Raw genomic sequence first — 16,073 nt, 5'->3', positions numbered from 1 at the left:
GAGAGGACATGTTTTACTCCAGGTCGGATTAAAAAAAGCGTTCAAGGTTACCATTTTCTCAGACTCAGCATTGAAACGGCAATCACTAAAACCAAATGAGCTATAACTTCCATATTTATAACCAATGGAATCTGCTGATTTTCAGAATAAAGCTATAGTACTCACGCTGACAGAGCATTAATCTCCACTACCCATTGTCAGTCATAGTGCGCAAGAGTAGTGGAAGTCGCGCTGACGCAATAGCTATTAATGCAATTGCTGTAATGTAGCAATAAATACCCCATAACCACAGGAAGAAAGTGTTATGAAAATTCGTACATCAATGATTGCACTGAGCCTTACAGCATTACTTAGCGGCTGCCAAAATATGAATACCGATGGCTTGATGCAGTCCGGTGCTCAGGCCTTTCAGGCAGCAACCCTGAGTGATGCTGATGTCAAAAACCTCAGTGAGAAATCATGTGCGGAAATGGATCAAAAAGCCCAAATCGCCTCCGCTGATAGCGATTATGGCAAACGTCTGGCTAAAATCTCGGCCGCATTGGGTGATAACATCAATGGTACCCCAGCAAACTATAAGGTTTACGTCACTAAAGATGTGAATGCCTGGGCGATGGCAAATGGCTGTATCCGTGTTTACAGCGGCCTGATGGATATGATGACCGACAATGAAGTGGAAGGCGTGCTCGGCCATGAAATGGGCCATGTGGCATTAGGGCATACCCGCAAAGCCATGCAAGTGGCCTACGGTACCACAGCGCTGCGCACTGCGGCTGCCTCTGCTGGTGGTATTGCCGGGCAACTGTCGCAGTCTCAGTTGGCCGATATTGGCGAGAAACTGGTGAGTGCCCAATTCTCACAAAAACAAGAAAGTGAAGCGGATGATTACTCATTCGATCTGCTGAAAAAGCGAGGTATCAATCCAAACGGTTTAGTCACCAGCTTCGAAAAGTTAGCGACCATGGAGGCAGGCCGTACTAGCAGCATGTTTGACGATCACCCATCCTCACAGGCCCGCGCCGACCATATCCGCCAGCGTATTGCCGCCGAGAAATAAGAGTTACCACTAATACCTCATCTTATAAATACCCACGCCCACAGCAGGGGCGTGAGTTCTATAACTTATATACGAAAACAGCTACTCGTTATCCTCAGCCAGATTAATCTCGATCTGATCACCATTGATCCGTACGGGATAGGTGTTCAGATCGCGATCCCCCGGTTCGCGTAAGCATTGCCCGGTTCGAATATCAAACAGTGCGCCATGCAATGGGCACTCGATGGTTTCACCATCCATAAAACCCTGACTTAACAATGCATTGGCGTGGGGACAAATATCTTCCATTGCGAAATATTCCCCCTCCACCAGATAGATACCTATCCTTTTACCCTCAGCCTGAGCGGAGAAAGGAAAGTCCGGTTTGACGTAATTGACCTTACAAACAGTTAACCACCCCATTGAATTGCCTCCACCAACACAGCACAGATAAAATCACTTCTATCAGTGTGGTTGAGATTGAGCCAATCGCCAGTAGGTATAGAAACAAAAAGGGCAAACCTGAGTTTGCCCTTTTTGTGATGTTAATCAGCAGCTAATACTTATTCATCTTCAAGATAAGTATAACCATACAGACCGGCTTCAAACTCTTCCATAAACTGAGCTTGTAACTCAGTGTCCAGATCCGTTTCTTTCACTTGATCAGAGAACTGTTTTAGCAATTTCTCAGGGTTCAACTGAACGTATTCCAGCATATCTGCGACGGTATCACCTTCGTCGGTCTGTTCAAACTCAACCGTACCATCAGGGAAGACAAACACATCGACTGCCGCGGTATCGCCGAACAAGTTGTGCATATTGCCCAGGATTTCCTGATAGGCTCCGACCATAAAGAAGCCTAGTAGCGGTGGGTTTTCTGCATCATACGGTGGCATTGGCATGGTGGTTGCCACACCATCGCCATCGATATAATGATCGATAGTCCCGTCGGAATCACAGGTGATATCCAATAACACCGCACGGCGCTCAGGTGGCTTATCTAACCCTTCCAATGGCAATACCGGGAAGAGTTGATCGATACCCCACGCATCCGGCATTGACTGGAACAACGAGAAATTGACATACAGCTTGTCAGCCATACGTTCTTGCAGCTCATCAATGATGGGCCGGTGTGCACGGTTGCTCGGATCCAACTGCTTTTGGATCTCGTTGCAAATACTCAAATACAGTTCTTCAGCCCATGCCCGTTGCGTCAGTTCCAACATGCCATGAGCATACTGGGTATGAACATCGTGCAAGTCCATCTGGCTATCGTGTAGCCATTCGCGCAGAGAGCGACGATTTTCTGGCTCTTGCATTTCCAACCAGGTGTCCCACAAGCTTTCCAGTGCGCGTGGTGCATCGGCTGCTGGCGGTTGCGGCTCATTAAACTCATTACGTTCCACGCCGATAACATTGGAAACCAGCACGGTATGATGTGCGGTAACTGCACGGCCCGACTCAGTAATCACGGTTGGGTGCGGTAAGCCATGTTCATTACAAGCATCACCAATCCCCCAGATAACGTTATTGGCATATTCATTCAGGCCATAGTTAACTGAGCAATCCGATTGGGAACGGGTTCCTTCGTAATCCACACCTAAACCGCCGCCGACATCGAAACACTGGATATTGACGCCCAGTTTGTGGAGTTCCACATAGAAACGGGCAGATTCACGTACGCCAGTGGAGATATCACGAATGTTGGACAGTTGAGAGCCTAAATGGAAATGCAGCAGTTGCAGGCTTTCCAGACTATTGGCTTCGCGTAGCATATCAACCAACTGCAACACCTGAGTCGCGGACAAACCGAATTTGGATTTCTCACCGCCGCTTGCCTGCCATTTGCCGGAGCCTTGTGAAGCCAGACGCGCGCGGACACCCAAGCGCGGGACGACGTTCAGGCGCTCGGCCTCTTCCAGTACCATTTTGATTTCTGACATCTTTTCGATGACCAGATAAACCTTATGGCCCAGTTTTTCGCCGATCAATGCCAAGCGGATATATTCACGGTCTTTATAGCCATTACAAACGATGACTGAGCGAGTCATACCGGCATGTGCCAGAACCGCCATCATTTCGGCTTTAGAACCGGCTTCCAGCCCTAACGGCTCACCAGAATTAACCAGTGACTCAATAACCCGGCGATGCTGATTGACTTTAATTGGGTAAACCAAAAAGTAATCGCCTTCATAACCAAACGACTCACGTGCACGTTTAAATGCGCCATTAATTGAGCGCAGGCGATGCTGTAAAATTTGCGGGAAACAGAATAACGCAGGCAGACGTTGCCCCTGCTCAAGCTGCATCTTTTTGACCAATTCAGCTAGATCGACACGTGCCTCACGGACATCCGGATCAGGACAAACACTGATATGACCGAGCTCATTGACGTCATAATAGTTGCCACCCCAGTAGGCGACGTTATACGTGCTCAGCATCTTGCTGGCATTACGATCATTCATGGCAACCTCCTGCATGGAGCGTAAAGAAACATGTGCGCCCGCAGCTGACGGACGGCCAATCAAGTTATCATCAGACATAATTCGCCTCTATTGCGATACTGACGATAAAGTCAGCCACTATCGCAGCTACAACCAACAAGGACAACCGCGTGAATGCCAAATTGGCAGAATATTACGCTGGAAAGCGCGATCCACGAGCGGTTTATCTCAGCTATTCATTACCCAAAACAGGGTAAAACACGTTTAAATGAAAAATACGTTTGACTGTAAATACGTATTGAGATTTTGTGAATCGGATTAGCCGCAAAGTCCTCAAGCTAGCCAGACTCGGTGCGTTAGGCGGTAATTAACCGGCCCGCGAATCCTGCGTCGCACCCATGTGGGTGTAACATCGCCTTGATGGTGTACAAGAAAGGAAGGTTGCAAGGGGGGATTGAACGTCAGAACGACGCAGCTGTTGATGTGCAGCAACCAGTAGACAACGGATCATTAATCCAACCACCTCCACGCATGCCGTTCGTGATGAACGGACAAGACTCAATATAATAGACATAGGTAACAGAACGATGACGCTGCCATTTTAGTGATCATCGTAACGATGCGCTCATAAGATTGAGTGCCATCACTCAGTGCGAAACACTAAAAATCTCACAATGCGCTAATGTCATCTTCTGCCATCTTCATCATTGCGTATCAAATAAGCTGCGCGCGCAGTTTATACCTATAACGCGAGTAAAATGCAAAATGAAAATGGCCTGCAAGTGTATCAAGCGGTAAATAAATCAACTGACAACCAAAGTAAGAAATATCTTGATGCAAAAAGGGCTGGCATTAATAGCAAAAGCTGACCTAAAATAGACGTCCAGATGTTAATACATCCATCCATTTTAATTGCTAGAATGTCTGTGTCGTTATAATAATTATGACGGACTTCTAAAGGGATAGACTGCTAAAGGCTTTGCCTAAAGGGGCGTTGTAAAGCGCAATGCAACAAAAAGCCCATTCAAACAACGGGTTTGGTTGCTTGACTTCAATGCTATGCAGTGACATTTCACTTGTATTCAAGGTAAAGAAAACAAATGGCTAAACACCTATTTACGTCGGAATCGGTTTCCGAAGGACATCCTGACAAAGTTGCCGATCAGATTTCCGATGCTGTACTTGACGCAATTCTTGAACAAGATCCAAAAGCACGTGTTGCCTGCGAGACCTATGTCAAAACGGGTATGGTATTGGTTGGTGGTGAAGTCACCACTAACGCGTGGGTAGATATCGAAGAGATCACCCGTCGTACTGTGCGCGAAATCGGCTATGTTAATTCTGAGATGGGTTTTGACGCTAACTCTTGTGCCGTTTTGAGCGCAATTGGTAAACAGTCCCCTGATATCAACCAGGGTGTTGACCGTGCAGATCCACTGGAGCAAGGTGCAGGTGACCAAGGTTTAATGTTCGGTTACGCCACCAACGAAACCAGCGTTTTGATGCCAGCGCCCATTACTTATGCTCACCGTTTGGTTGAGCGCCAGGCTGCTGTCCGTAAAAATGGCACTTTGCCGTGGCTACGCCCAGATGCAAAAAGCCAGATTACTTTCCAATATGATGGTGGCAAAATTGTTGGTATTGATGCGGTAGTTCTGTCAACTCAGCATTCAGATGATATTAGCCTGACAGATTTACAAGAAGCGGTGATGGAAGAGATCATCAAGCCGGTTCTGCCAGCCGAGTGGCTCACGGCGACGACTAAATATCACATCAACCCAACCGGCCGTTTTGTTATCGGTGGCCCAATGGGTGACTGTGGTCTGACCGGTCGTAAAATTATCGTTGATACCTACGGCGGCATGGCACGTCATGGTGGCGGCGCATTCTCGGGTAAAGATCCATCCAAAGTGGATCGTTCTGCTGCCTATGCTGCTCGCTATGTGGCAAAAAATATCGTTGCGGCTGGTCTGGCTGATCGTTGCGAAATTCAGGTTTCTTACGCTATCGGTGTTGCAGAGCCAACTTCCATCATGGTGGAAACATTTGGTACCGGCAAGATAGCGGAAGATAGATTGGTCGCTCTGGTGCGTGAGTTCTTCGAACTACGCCCTTATGGCCTGATTCAGATGCTGGATCTGTTGCATCCGATCTATCGCAAAACCGCCGCTTATGGTCACTTTGGTCGTGAAGAATTCCCTTGGGAAAAAACCGACAAAGCTGCCTTGTTGCGTGATGCTGCTGGTCTGAAATAACGTTTAGACGGTAAGATCTCAATAACAAAAACCCCGCCAGCCGGGGTTTTTTTATGCTTGATTTTTATGACTGCCGATAACGCTCAATCAAGCTGAATATTGCCATTCCTGCCACCATCGCGGCGGCAAAGATAATACCTTTGTACATCCCCGCGCCCAGTAGTACCAATGCCGGCCCTGGGCATATCCCCGCAAGCCCCCAGCCAATACCAAATAACATACTGCCACCTATTAAACGGCGATCAATATGGGTGGATGTTGGTAATTGGAGAGGATATCCAAGCAAACTGGTTTTACGCTTTTTAGCCCAACCAAAACCGAGTGTTGCTACCACCACTGCACCGACTATCACCAGCGCCAGTGATGGGTCCCACAAGCCTCCAATATCGAGAAAACCAAGTACCTTAGCGGGATTCGCCATACCTGCGACTATCAGCCCCAGGCCAAAAACCAGCCCGGCAAGCAATGAGAAAAGTAAATTCATATTCCCTTCCTGACATCTAAGCGAATAGATGGCGAACAAGCCACACAGTTGCAAAACCGGTAAGCATAAAGCTCAGTGTCGCCAGCAATGAACGCGGTGAGAAACGCGCTAAGCCACAGACACCATGCCCACTGGTGCAACCTGCCCCATAACGAGTTCCGATCCCGACCAATAATCCAGCCACGATCAGAACCGGCAAATCAGCATCAATCTGGATCAACGGCAGATCGGTAAAAAGTGAATAAATGCCAGGGGCCATAATCAAACCGAGGAGGAAAGCAACGCGCCAGGAAATATCCCCCGCCTTTGGCGGCAATAATCCGCCTAAAATGCCGCTAATACCGGCAATACGGCCATTACAAAACCATAAAATTGTCACAGCAATACCCAATAACACGCCACCAGCCAGTGCACTGAAGGGAGTGAAATTAGCCCAATCGATAGTCATGCGCCCTCCTTCTCTTGTGGGCAATAAAGCTGATACAGCACTTCAAGCAGTGCCAATACTTTACTATCAGCGATCGAATAAAATATGCGTTTCCCTTCTCGGCGGGTGTTCACCAGCCCATCACTACGCAGTACAGCAAGTTGTTGCGAGAGCGTCGGTTGGTGAATACCCAGAGCCTCTTCCAGTTCGCCGACCGCCTTTTCTCCCTGACTCAGTTGGCACAGCAACAACAACCGATCTTCATTTGATAATATTTTCAGCACATCACAAGCCTGCCCTGCCGCATATCTCATCAGATCCATACTGATGGTTTTATCGTTATTCATATGCATCTCTAATGCTTATATTTCATTATATATTTTTATATTATATATATTAGCATAATGATCAATCGAAAATTGTCCGACCTACTGGCTTGCATCTGGTTATCTGCCGTTTTATTCTTCCGCGATATGAGTTCATTAAGAATCCCCATCGCGCTACAGCAAGCAGTTATGCGCTGTTTGCGCCATAAATTGCAGCTGGCAAATCAGCATCTTGGCACCGACTATCCGGAGCCGAAAATCAACTATCATCAACGTGGTACCAGCGCGGGCAGCGCCTATCTGCAATCCTTCGAAATTCGTCTCAATCCAGTATTATTACTGGAAAATCAACAGCCTTTTATTGATGAAGTGGTGCCTCACGAATTGGCCCATTTACTGGTTTATCGCCAATTTGGTCGCGTTCCTCCGCATGGTAAAGAGTGGCGTTGGATGATGGAGCATGTATTGCAAGTCCCAGCCAGCCGTACGCATCAGTTTGAAGTCACCTCGGTGCGCAGTAAGACTTTTAATTATCAGTGCAAATGCCAGCAACACGCCTTAACTATTCGCCGCCACAATAAAGTTCAGCGCGGTGAGAGCGAATACCGCTGTCGCGAATGCGGTGAAAAACTGCAATTTGTCACGACAAAAAGCTGTTAGAAATTAACGTTAGTTGTTATAAAACAGCAGGTTAATTTGCCATTCATAAATATTATCTATAACCTGCCTGTTTTTCATTATCAGGCTGTTTTGAGATATGTTACGCAAACTTCTATTCCTGCTGGTTTTGTCCTCTCCCCTACTCCCACTATCCGGTTACAGCCAAAGCATTAATAACTTTTCTCAGGCTAAAGCCGTTGCTGCGAAAATTAATCAGGATGCCCCCGGCAGCTTTTATTGTGGTTGCAAAATTGACTGGCAAGGTAAAAAAGGGGTTCCGGATCTGAGAAGTTGCGGCTATCAACCTCGTAAAAATGCTCAACGTGCCGCGCGGATTGAATGGGAGCATGTCGTCCCAGCCTGGCAATTTGGCCACCAGCGTCAGTGCTGGCAGCAAGGCGGGCGCAAAAATTGCACCAAAGATCCGGTCTATCGCCAAATAGAAACTGACCTGCATAATCTGCAACCCGCTATTGGCGAGGTGAATGGTGACCGCAATAACTTCATGTATTCCCAGTGGAATGGCGGCAACGGTCAATATGGTCAATGCGAGATGAAAGTCGACTTCAAAAATAAGTTGGCTGAACCCCCTGCGCGCTCACGTGGTGCAATTGCCCGTACCTACTTTTATATGCGCGACCAATATCAACTTCGGCTTTCCAGCCAACAAAGCAAACTGTTCGAGGTGTGGAATCGTCAATATCCGGTGACAAACTGGGAATGTCTACGTGATGAACGGGTGGCAAAAGCACAAGGGAATCATAACCCTTATGTACAACGCGCTTGCCAGCAGCAAAAAGGCTAATCTAGTATACTGGTCAAAGTTTTCGTTTCAGGGCTCAAACAACTCATGCGCATACCTCGCATTTATCACCCGCAGCCTTTGCAGGCAAATACCGAATTGGCGCTCAGTGATGAAGCAGCCAATCATGTCGGCCGCGTGCTGCGAATGACTGAAGGCCAAAGTCTGCAATTATTTGATGGCAGTAATCAGGTTTTCGCAGCTGAAATTATCCGTGTGGATAAAAAAAACCTGATTGTTCGGTTGGCCGAAGGGCAGTTGGAAGACCGTGAATCCCCCTTAAATCTACATTTAGGCCAAGTCATTTCCCGTGGGGAAAAGATGGAGTTTACGGTTCAGAAATCCATTGAACTGGGTGTCGATGTGATTACTCCGCTGTTTTCCGAGCGCTGCGGCGTTAAGCTGGATGGCGAACGTCTGGCAAAGAAAATTCAGCAGTGGCAGAAGATTGCTATTGCGGCCTGTGAGCAATGCGGGCGCAATAAGATCCCGGAGATCCGCGAAGCAATGCAGCTATCTGAATGGTGTGCAGAGCAAGATGACAGCCTTAAGTTGAATCTGCATCCGCGTGCCAGCAACAGCATTAACACCCTCCCTTCGTCACTCAACAAAGTACGTCTGTTGATTGGCCCGGAGGGCGGCCTCTCTGCTGATGAAATTGCCATGACCTCACGCCTTGGATTTACTGATATCCTGCTAGGGCCGCGAGTGCTGCGTACCGAAACTACCGCTCTTACCGCAATCACTGCTTTGCAGGTGCGGTTTGGCGATCTGGGATAAAATTCGTTCCCGTTAGGAGAGAAGAATGATCAAGCTCGGCATCGTAATGGACCCAATCTCGTCCATCAATATCAAGAAAGACTCCAGCTTCGCTATGCTGTTGGAAGCACAGCGCCGTGGTTGGGAACTGCATTATATGGAGATGGGTGATCTTTACCTGCGTGGTGGTGATGGCCGTGCCCGTACCCGCCTGCTGAGTGTGAAACAGGATAAAAACGACTGGTTCAGTTTTGGTACAGAGCAAGACATCCCGCTGCATGCTCTTGATGTCATTCTGATGCGTAAAGATCCGCCGTTTGATACTGAGTTCATCTACGCCACCTATATTCTGGAACGTGCGGAAGATAAAGGCACGCTGGTGGTGAATAAACCACAGAGCCTACGCGACTGTAACGAAAAGCTGTTTACTGCGTGGTTCCCTGAATTAACGCCAGATACACTGGTCAGTCGTAGCAAAGACCACATCCGCAAGTTCCATCAGGAACATGGCGATATCATTCTAAAACCTCTGGATGGTATGGGCGGCACATCAATATTCCGCGTGAAACAGGATGACCCTAACCTGTCGGTTATTATTGAAACGCTGACCGAGTTGGGCAGCCGATTCTGCATGGCGCAAAACTTCCTGCCAGCGATTAAAGAAGGCGATAAACGCGTGTTGGTGGTGGATGGTGAGCCGGTGCCTTACTGCCTGGCACGTATTCCGGCGCAAGGCGAAACTCGCGGTAACTTGGCAGCCGGTGGCCGTGGAGAAGCCCGCCCACTGAGTGAAAGTGATTGGAAAATTGCCCGCGCTGTTGCACCGGTACTGAAGCAAAAAGGCTTGGTTTTTGTCGGTCTGGATATCATCGGCGATCGCCTGACTGAAATTAACGTGACTAGCCCGACCTGCATACGCGAAATTGAAGCCGCTTTCCCGGATGTATCAATTACCGGCATGCTGATGGATGCAATCGAAGTGCGGTTAGCAAACAAATAACCAAAAAATGACTTGAGCGCCGCTTACTGCGGCCTCATAAAAGTAAGGCCCTGGGATGGGCCGAGTCATGAACACAGCTAACAACCCTACAGCTTCAAGGGCGAAGGGGAGCCGTGACTTTATTCGCATTTATCCGCATACTGACAAGAGTTTATCCCTTAACTCAGCGAATCCTCTATATAACATAATGAATTTACAGCATCATTTTCTTATAGCTATGCCTTCACTTCAGGACCCCCACTTTATGCGCTCGGTTATCTATATCTGTGAGCATAATAAAGAGGGTGCCATGGGTTTGGTGATTAACAAGCCGATGGAACAGTTCACTGTAGAAACTGTACTGGAAAAACTAAAAATCAATCCAACACCACGAGATCCCTCGATTCGGCTGGATAAAGCGGTATTGGCGGGTGGCCCGCTGGCAGAAGATCGTGGTTTTATCCTGCATTCGCCACAGGAAGGTTTTGGCTCCAGCATTCCTATTTCACCAGATACCATGATAACGACCTCTAAAGATGTACTGGAGACGTTAGGAACACCAGAACAGCCGAAAAACTTGTTGGTAGCCCTGGGGTATGCGGGTTGGCAGCAGGGGCAGTTAGAACAAGAACTGCTGGATAACGCCTGGCTGACCATTGAAGCAGATACGCATATCCTGTTTAACACCCCGATTGCTGAGCGCTGGCAAGCTGCGGCCAATAGGCTGGGTATCAATATCTTTAATATCGCTCCGCAAGCAGGACACGCCTGATGGCTAATCGCACGATTGTCGCCTTTGATTTTGGTACTAAAAGTATCGGCGTCGCTATTGGTCAGGAAGTCACTGGCACCGCCCGAGCGCTAACCTCTTTTAAAGCTCAGGACGGCACGCCGGACTGGCAGAAAGTTGAAAAATTGCTGAAAGAGTGGCAACCAGATTTAGTCGTTGTTGGGCTGCCACTGAATATGGATGGCACCGAGCAGCCGCTAACGGCGCGCGCGCGCAGGTTTGCCAACCGCCTGCATGGCCGTTTTGGTGTACAAATTGCCTTACAGGATGAACGCCTCAGTACTGTCGAGGCTCGCGCTAATTTGTTTGACAGTGGCGGCTATCGCGCGCTGGACAAAGGCAGTGTCGACGCCGCCTCTGCGGTCATCATTCTGGAAAGTTGGTTTGATCAGCAAGCGGGCTAAGTCCGCTGCGTTTGGCTTTCTGCAAACAAATTCCTACGTTCTGTTTCCACAATCCTACCCAGCATTCCCTAAGTGGCATGGCACCCATGCCCGCACAATTGTATACTGGATGGATGCCAATCAGCGGCTCAAAATATTGCACACCCTTCACGGGTGTTTTTTACATTTATTGAGGTTTTCTCATGACAAAAGTAACTGTTGCTGCGACTCAAATGGCCTGTTCCTGGGACCTGCCTAAGAACATTGAAAATGCCGAGAAACTGGTACGTCAGGCTCATGCCAAGGGTGCACAAATCATCCTGATTCAGGAGCTGTTTGCCGCACCTTATTTCTGCATTGATCAAAACCCTGAGCACTATGCACTGGCCCAAGAGCTGGACAATAGCCCACTTATCCAACATTTCTCCAAGCTGGCAGCTGAGTTGGAAGTGGTATTGCCATTGAGTTTCTTTGAGAAAGCCAATAATGCCTATTACAACTCACTGGTCATGATTGATGCTGATGGCTCCGTGCTGGATGTGTACCGTAAAACTCACATTCCTAATGGCCCGGCTTATCAGGAAAAACAATTCTTTATCCCAGGCGATACCGGCTTTAAAGTCTGGCAGACCCGCTATGCCAAAGTCGGCGTCGGTATCTGTTGGGATCAGTGGTTCCCAGAAACTGCCCGTAGTCTGGCATTACTGGGGGCAGAAATCATTTTCTACCCAACCGCTATTGGATCTGAGCCTGCTTATCCTGACATCGATAGCCAGCCGCACTGGACTCGTGTTCAGCAAGGCCATGCAGCCGCGAATCTGGTACCAGTGATTGCTTCTAACCGTATTGGTACTGAGAAAAGCAAATATATCGATGGGTTGGAAATGACCTTCTACGGCTCTTCATTTATTGCAGACCAAACCGGCGCTCTGCTGGCTCAGGCCAACAAAACCGACGAGGCTGTGTTGGTTCACCAGTTCGATTTGCAGGAAATCGCTGCTCAGCGCGAGTCATGGGGCTTATTCCGCGATCGCCGTCCAGAAATGTATCAGGTACTTGCCACTTCTGACGGCAAAACCCGGAGATAATGTATGTCTGTTAAAAGCCCCGTGTTACAAAGCACTGTGTCACAAGCCCTGCCGGGTACTCCGCAGCAGGATGGTTTCTTTATGCCAGCCGAATGGGCAAAGCAAGATGCCGTCTGGATGTTATGGCCATATCGCCAAGATAACTGGCGTGGTAAGGGGATTCCCGCTCAGCAGACTTTTGCCAAAGTAGCGGAAGCCATCAGCCGTACAACCCCAGTATTTATGGGGGTTCCCGCCGAGTTTATGGCGCAGGCCAAAACAACCCTACCGGCCAGTGTCACACTGGTAGAAATGGCAAGCGATGATGCCTGGATGCGTGATACTGGCCCGACTATGGTCATCAATGGTGCTGGCGAACGCCGCGCGGTTGACTGGCAGTTCAATGCCTGGGGCGGCCTTAACGGCGGTTTGTATGCTAATTGGCAGCAAGATGAAAAAATTGCCGTTCAAGTGAGTGACTTCTTGAATAATGCCCATTACAGCGCACCATTAGTGCTGGAAGGTGGCTCTATTCATACCGATGGTGAAGGCACTTTACTGACTACCGCAGAGTGTTTGTTGAATCCTAACCGCAACCCGCACCTTAATCAGGTACAGATTGAACAGTTGCTGCGTGAATACCTTGGTGTCACACATTTCATCTGGTTACAAGACGGCGTTTATAACGATGAGACCGATGGCCACATCGACAATATGTGCTGTTTTGTCCGCCCTGGTGAAGTCGCTCTGCATTGGACTGACGATCAGCAGGATCCGCAATACGCGCGTTCTGTTGCCGCCTTTGAAGTTTTATCCAATGCCGTCGATGCCAAAGGCCGTAAGCTAAAAATCTGGAAGCTGCCGGCACCAGGCCCACTGTATAACACCGAAGCCGAGACTTTCGATGTGCTGTCTAGCGATGCCGTGCCACGCACCGCCGGTGAGCGGTTAGCCGGGTCTTACGTCAACTTCCTGATCAGCAATCAACAGATTATTTATCCGCTGTTGGATAGCCGCACTGATGGGCTGGCGCATGATCTGTTGCAGCAGATATTCCCTGGCTATGCGATTGTTGGTGTCCCTGCTCGCGAGATCCTCTTAGGAGGCGGTAATATTCATTGTATTACCCAGCAGATCCCAGCCGCCTAGTTTACCCTTCGTACCTGGAGCCGCAGCGGTGTTTGCGGCTCTATATCCATTAATGACTAACATGCTTCATTAACTAACATGGCGCTCAGCCAATACACCCTGCTTTTGTCGCTGCGCCATACCCTGCTCAAAAGTTTGCATCCCCCATTGTCTACCGCTCTGTATTACCGAGGGGAGTTGGTAGGTTTTACCTTCACGAATCAAATGACTGGCCGCCGTGGTTTGCGTCAATATCTCAAATACGGCGATACGTCCACCGCCCACTTTATGACACAATTTTTGTGCGATAACTGCGCGCAGGCTGGCCGCTAATTGCGCCTGAATTACCGCTTTTTCTGCCACAGGAAAGACATCCACCAGCCGATCGATGGCTTGAGTCGCGGTGCGAGTGTGTAATGTCGCCAATACCAAGTGCCCGGTTTCAGCAGCAGTCAGTGCTAAACGAATCGTCTCTTGATCCCGCAACTCTCCCAATAAAATGATATCGGGGTCCTGGCGCAATGCCCCAGTGAGCGCGCTACTGAAAGAATGAGTGTGACGGCCCAATTCCCGCTGCTGGATCAAACATGATTTACTGTTATGAAGAAACTCGATCGGATCCTCCAGCGTGATGATATGGCGCGCCTGCTTTTGATTCATCGCACTGATCATCGCGCTCAAAGTGGTGGATTTCCCACTGCCTGTCGCCCCGGTCACCAGAATTAAACCATTATCTTGTTCGATTATCTGACTAATAATATCTGGAACATCCAATTCATCTAGCGAGGGGTTAATTGCAGAAATCACACGAAAAGCTATCGATTGCCCCTGCTGTTGCTGAAAAACATTTGCCCGTAGCCGCTGTCCGGCACTCGTGGTACAAGCACAATCCACCTGCCCACTTTGTTGTAATTGTCGTTGTTGCGCCTCACTCAAGAAATGTTGGCTTAAGCCGTTAAGCCAACTGGCATTGATGCGCGGCCAGTGAGTAAAGGTTTTCAGTTCACCATCAATGCGCAATACCGGATGATAACCGGTACAAAGGTGCAGATCCGATGCATTATGATTTACACTATCCGCCACCTTATTAGCAAAATCCTGTTCGTTGAAGCCACCATCGGCATGTTCAGGTTTTTCCAACTCAATGTATTTGGTGGAAACACCATTAAATTCAGGGTTATCCGAGTCTGTGTTTTTATCATCCAGACAGGTGAAATCCATATCAAACTCCTGGGTCCATATGAGCACAATTGAGCAGAATCTACAGGATGTCAGAGCGAAAATCGCAGCCGCTGCACGCAACTGCGGGCGCTCTCCAGAAGAAGTGACATTGCTTGCAGTCAGTAAAACCAAGCCTGTGAGCGCTATCGAAGAAGCCATCGCAGCTGGGCAATACGCTTTTGGCGAAAACTATGTGCAGGAAGGGGTGGATAAAATTCACTATTTTGCAGAAAGCGCCCATGCCTCCCAGCTTGAATGGCACTTTATCGGCCCGCTGCAATCCAATAAAAGCAGATTAGTCGCAGAGAATTTTGCCTGGTGCCATACCGTCGATAGGCTCAAGATTGCACAGCGCCTAAGTGCTCAACGCCCGCCAGAAATGCCAGCACTGAATATCCTCATTCAGGTCAATATCAGTGATGAGCAGAGTAAGTCAGGTATTGCACTGGCGGGACTGCCCGCTTTGGCGGCCAGTATCAGTGAACTGCCTCATCTGCATTTACGTGGGCTGATGGCTATTCCGGCACCTGAAACAGATTATCAACGGCAACTGGCGGTATTTGAGCAAATGAATCAGGCCTTCTTGACTTTAAAAGTCAGCTACCCTCAGATGGATACGCTTTCCATGGGGATGACGGATGATATGGCCGCAGCTATTGCGGCTGGTAGTACTTTGGTGCGCATTGGTACCGCGATTTTTGGCTCCCGCGCTTAAATACCTAAAACCATTGGTTTAGGAGAACTGATTTAATGAAACATCGCAATATTACATTCATTGGTGCGGGCAATATGGCTCGCGCAATTATCGCGGGTTTAGTGGCTGGTGGTTACCCCGCTAAAATGATCAGCGTTTGTGCACCTTCAGCTAAAAACCGTGATGCACTTACCGCCGAGTTTGGCGTTATCAGTAGCGACGACAATATTGCCGCAGCGAAAACAGCAGAAGTCATTGTTTTAGCCGTTAAGCCACAATTAATGGCTGCGGTATGCCAACCCTTGCAGGAAAATATCGATTTCATCGGTAAGCTGGTGCTGTCTATTGCCGCGGGTGTGCAGGTAGAGCGTTTCTATGCGCTGTTGGGCGATAATCTCAATCTGGTGCGAATCATGCCCAACACACCATCGCTGGTGGGGAAAGGGATGAGCGGCCTTTATGCGCCTCAGCAGGTCTCGCAAGATGACCGAGATTTCACGGCTTCACTGATGAGCTCAGTGGGCAAAGTTTGTTGGGTAGATGATGAAAACGGCATCAACAGCGTTATCGCCGCCGCAGGTAGCGCACCGGCCTATTTCTTCCTGTTTATGGAAGCAA

General features: G+C 48.7%; 19 protein-coding genes. 12 read left to right on the top strand and 7 right to left on the bottom strand.

Annotation, left to right across the window (positions count from 1 at the left end; genetic code table 11):
- The first annotated feature begins 304 nt into the window (after positions 1 to 304).
- The gene (locus ACNSO8_RS10510; protein ID WP_019079004.1) at positions 305 to 1,057 is read left to right on the top strand and encodes a M48 family metallopeptidase; all 753 of its coding nucleotides are present in this window, start codon (positions 305 to 307) and stop codon (positions 1,055 to 1,057) included.
- An 81-nt stretch (positions 1,058 to 1,138) separates the two neighbouring features.
- On the opposite strand, the gene ACNSO8_RS10505 is transcribed toward ACNSO8_RS10510, so the two are convergent.
- The 3 genes from ACNSO8_RS10505 to ACNSO8_RS10495 form a co-directional block, all read right to left on the bottom strand.
- Positions 1,139 to 1,459 (bottom strand): non-heme iron oxygenase ferredoxin subunit, encoded by a 321-nt coding sequence (locus ACNSO8_RS10505; RefSeq protein WP_019079005.1) that lies wholly within the window; start codon positions 1,457 to 1,459, stop codon positions 1,139 to 1,141.
- 140 nt (positions 1,460 to 1,599) lie between these two features.
- Complete coding sequence (gene speA / locus ACNSO8_RS10500) at positions 1,600 to 3,579, bottom strand: biosynthetic arginine decarboxylase (RefSeq protein WP_050298539.1); 1,980 nt, start codon at positions 3,577 to 3,579, stop codon at positions 1,600 to 1,602.
- A 268-nt stretch (positions 3,580 to 3,847) separates the two neighbouring features.
- Entirely contained in the window at positions 3,848 to 3,991 is a 144-nt protein-coding gene (locus ACNSO8_RS10495) for a hypothetical protein (protein ID WP_418394564.1), read from the bottom strand.
- A 589-nt stretch (positions 3,992 to 4,580) separates the two neighbouring features.
- On the opposite strand from ACNSO8_RS10495, the gene metK reads away from it, so the two are divergent.
- Positions 4,581 to 5,735, top strand: coding sequence for a methionine adenosyltransferase (metK, locus tag ACNSO8_RS10490; protein ID WP_050130402.1), 1,155 nt, complete (start codon positions 4,581 to 4,583; stop codon positions 5,733 to 5,735).
- A 64-nt stretch (positions 5,736 to 5,799) separates the two neighbouring features.
- Here metK and ACNSO8_RS10485 read toward each other — a convergent pair whose 3' ends face one another.
- Genes ACNSO8_RS10485 through ACNSO8_RS10475 form a run of 3 tightly spaced genes read right to left on the bottom strand, consistent with a single transcriptional unit; the run spans position 5,800 to position 6,993 of the window.
- Positions 5,800 to 6,219: a DUF6691 family protein gene (locus tag ACNSO8_RS10485; RefSeq protein ID WP_057630869.1), complete on the bottom strand. Its 420-nt coding sequence runs from the start codon at positions 6,217 to 6,219 to the stop codon at positions 5,800 to 5,802.
- 16 nt (positions 6,220 to 6,235) lie between these two features.
- On the bottom strand, positions 6,236 to 6,667 hold the full coding sequence (locus ACNSO8_RS10480; RefSeq protein ID WP_057630871.1) for a YeeE/YedE family protein: 432 nt from the start codon (positions 6,665 to 6,667) through the stop codon (positions 6,236 to 6,238).
- Positions 6,664 to 6,993: an ArsR/SmtB family transcription factor gene (locus ACNSO8_RS10475; protein WP_019079010.1), complete on the bottom strand. Its 330-nt coding sequence runs from the start codon at positions 6,991 to 6,993 to the stop codon at positions 6,664 to 6,666. Before ACNSO8_RS10475 ends, ACNSO8_RS10480 begins: the two co-directional genes overlap by 4 nt.
- Positions 6,994 to 7,119: 126 nt before the next feature.
- Here ACNSO8_RS10475 and ACNSO8_RS10470 point away from each other — a divergent pair, with 126 nt between their 5' ends.
- From ACNSO8_RS10470 to aguA, 8 genes are all read left to right on the top strand, one after another.
- Complete coding sequence (locus tag ACNSO8_RS10470) at positions 7,120 to 7,632, top strand: SprT family zinc-dependent metalloprotease (protein ID WP_032900509.1); 513 nt, start codon at positions 7,120 to 7,122, stop codon at positions 7,630 to 7,632.
- A gap of 97 nt (positions 7,633 to 7,729) precedes the next feature.
- Positions 7,730 to 8,437, top strand: coding sequence for a deoxyribonuclease I (gene endA, locus ACNSO8_RS10465; protein WP_057630873.1), 708 nt, complete (start codon positions 7,730 to 7,732; stop codon positions 8,435 to 8,437).
- A gap of 45 nt (positions 8,438 to 8,482) precedes the next feature.
- A complete protein-coding gene (rsmE, locus tag ACNSO8_RS10460; protein ID WP_019079013.1) occupies positions 8,483 to 9,214 on the top strand; it encodes a 16S rRNA (uracil(1498)-N(3))-methyltransferase in 732 nt (243 codons plus the stop codon).
- A 25-nt stretch (positions 9,215 to 9,239) separates the two neighbouring features.
- Positions 9,240 to 10,193: a glutathione synthase gene (gene gshB, locus ACNSO8_RS10455; RefSeq protein WP_418394563.1), complete on the top strand. Its 954-nt coding sequence runs from the start codon at positions 9,240 to 9,242 to the stop codon at positions 10,191 to 10,193.
- 187 nt (positions 10,194 to 10,380) lie between these two features.
- On the top strand, positions 10,381 to 10,944 hold the full coding sequence (locus ACNSO8_RS10450; protein ID WP_046050291.1) for a YqgE/AlgH family protein: 564 nt from the start codon (positions 10,381 to 10,383) through the stop codon (positions 10,942 to 10,944).
- The gene (ruvX, locus tag ACNSO8_RS10445; RefSeq protein ID WP_019082392.1) at positions 10,944 to 11,366 is read left to right on the top strand and encodes a Holliday junction resolvase RuvX; all 423 of its coding nucleotides are present in this window, start codon (positions 10,944 to 10,946) and stop codon (positions 11,364 to 11,366) included. The genes ACNSO8_RS10450 and ruvX overlap by 1 nt, the downstream gene beginning before the upstream one ends.
- A 182-nt stretch (positions 11,367 to 11,548) precedes the next feature.
- Positions 11,549 to 12,433: an N-carbamoylputrescine amidase gene (gene aguB / locus ACNSO8_RS10440; protein ID WP_418394562.1), complete on the top strand. Its 885-nt coding sequence runs from the start codon at positions 11,549 to 11,551 to the stop codon at positions 12,431 to 12,433.
- Between the two features lie 3 nt (positions 12,434 to 12,436).
- Entirely contained in the window at positions 12,437 to 13,561 is a 1,125-nt protein-coding gene (aguA, locus tag ACNSO8_RS10435; protein WP_057630877.1) for an agmatine deiminase, read from the top strand.
- 69 nt (positions 13,562 to 13,630) lie between these two features.
- Here aguA and ACNSO8_RS10430 read toward each other — a convergent pair whose 3' ends face one another.
- The gene (locus tag ACNSO8_RS10430) at positions 13,631 to 14,761 is read right to left on the bottom strand and encodes a type IV pilus twitching motility protein PilT (protein ID WP_050160145.1); all 1,131 of its coding nucleotides are present in this window, start codon (positions 14,759 to 14,761) and stop codon (positions 13,631 to 13,633) included.
- Between the two features lie 19 nt (positions 14,762 to 14,780).
- Here ACNSO8_RS10430 and ACNSO8_RS10425 point away from each other — a divergent pair, with 19 nt between their 5' ends.
- On the top strand, positions 14,781 to 15,476 hold the full coding sequence (locus ACNSO8_RS10425; protein WP_019082389.1) for a YggS family pyridoxal phosphate-dependent enzyme: 696 nt from the start codon (positions 14,781 to 14,783) through the stop codon (positions 15,474 to 15,476).
- A 35-nt stretch (positions 15,477 to 15,511) separates the two neighbouring features.
- Positions 15,512 to 16,073, top strand: a 562-nt coding sequence (locus ACNSO8_RS10420) for a pyrroline-5-carboxylate reductase (RefSeq protein WP_418394561.1), incomplete at its 3' end; no start/stop codon positions are given.

Source organism: Yersinia sp. LJYL362, assembly GCF_048323875.1.
The sequence above is the reverse complement of the archived record's forward strand: the minus strand, read 5'-3'. Positions and strand labels throughout refer to the sequence as shown.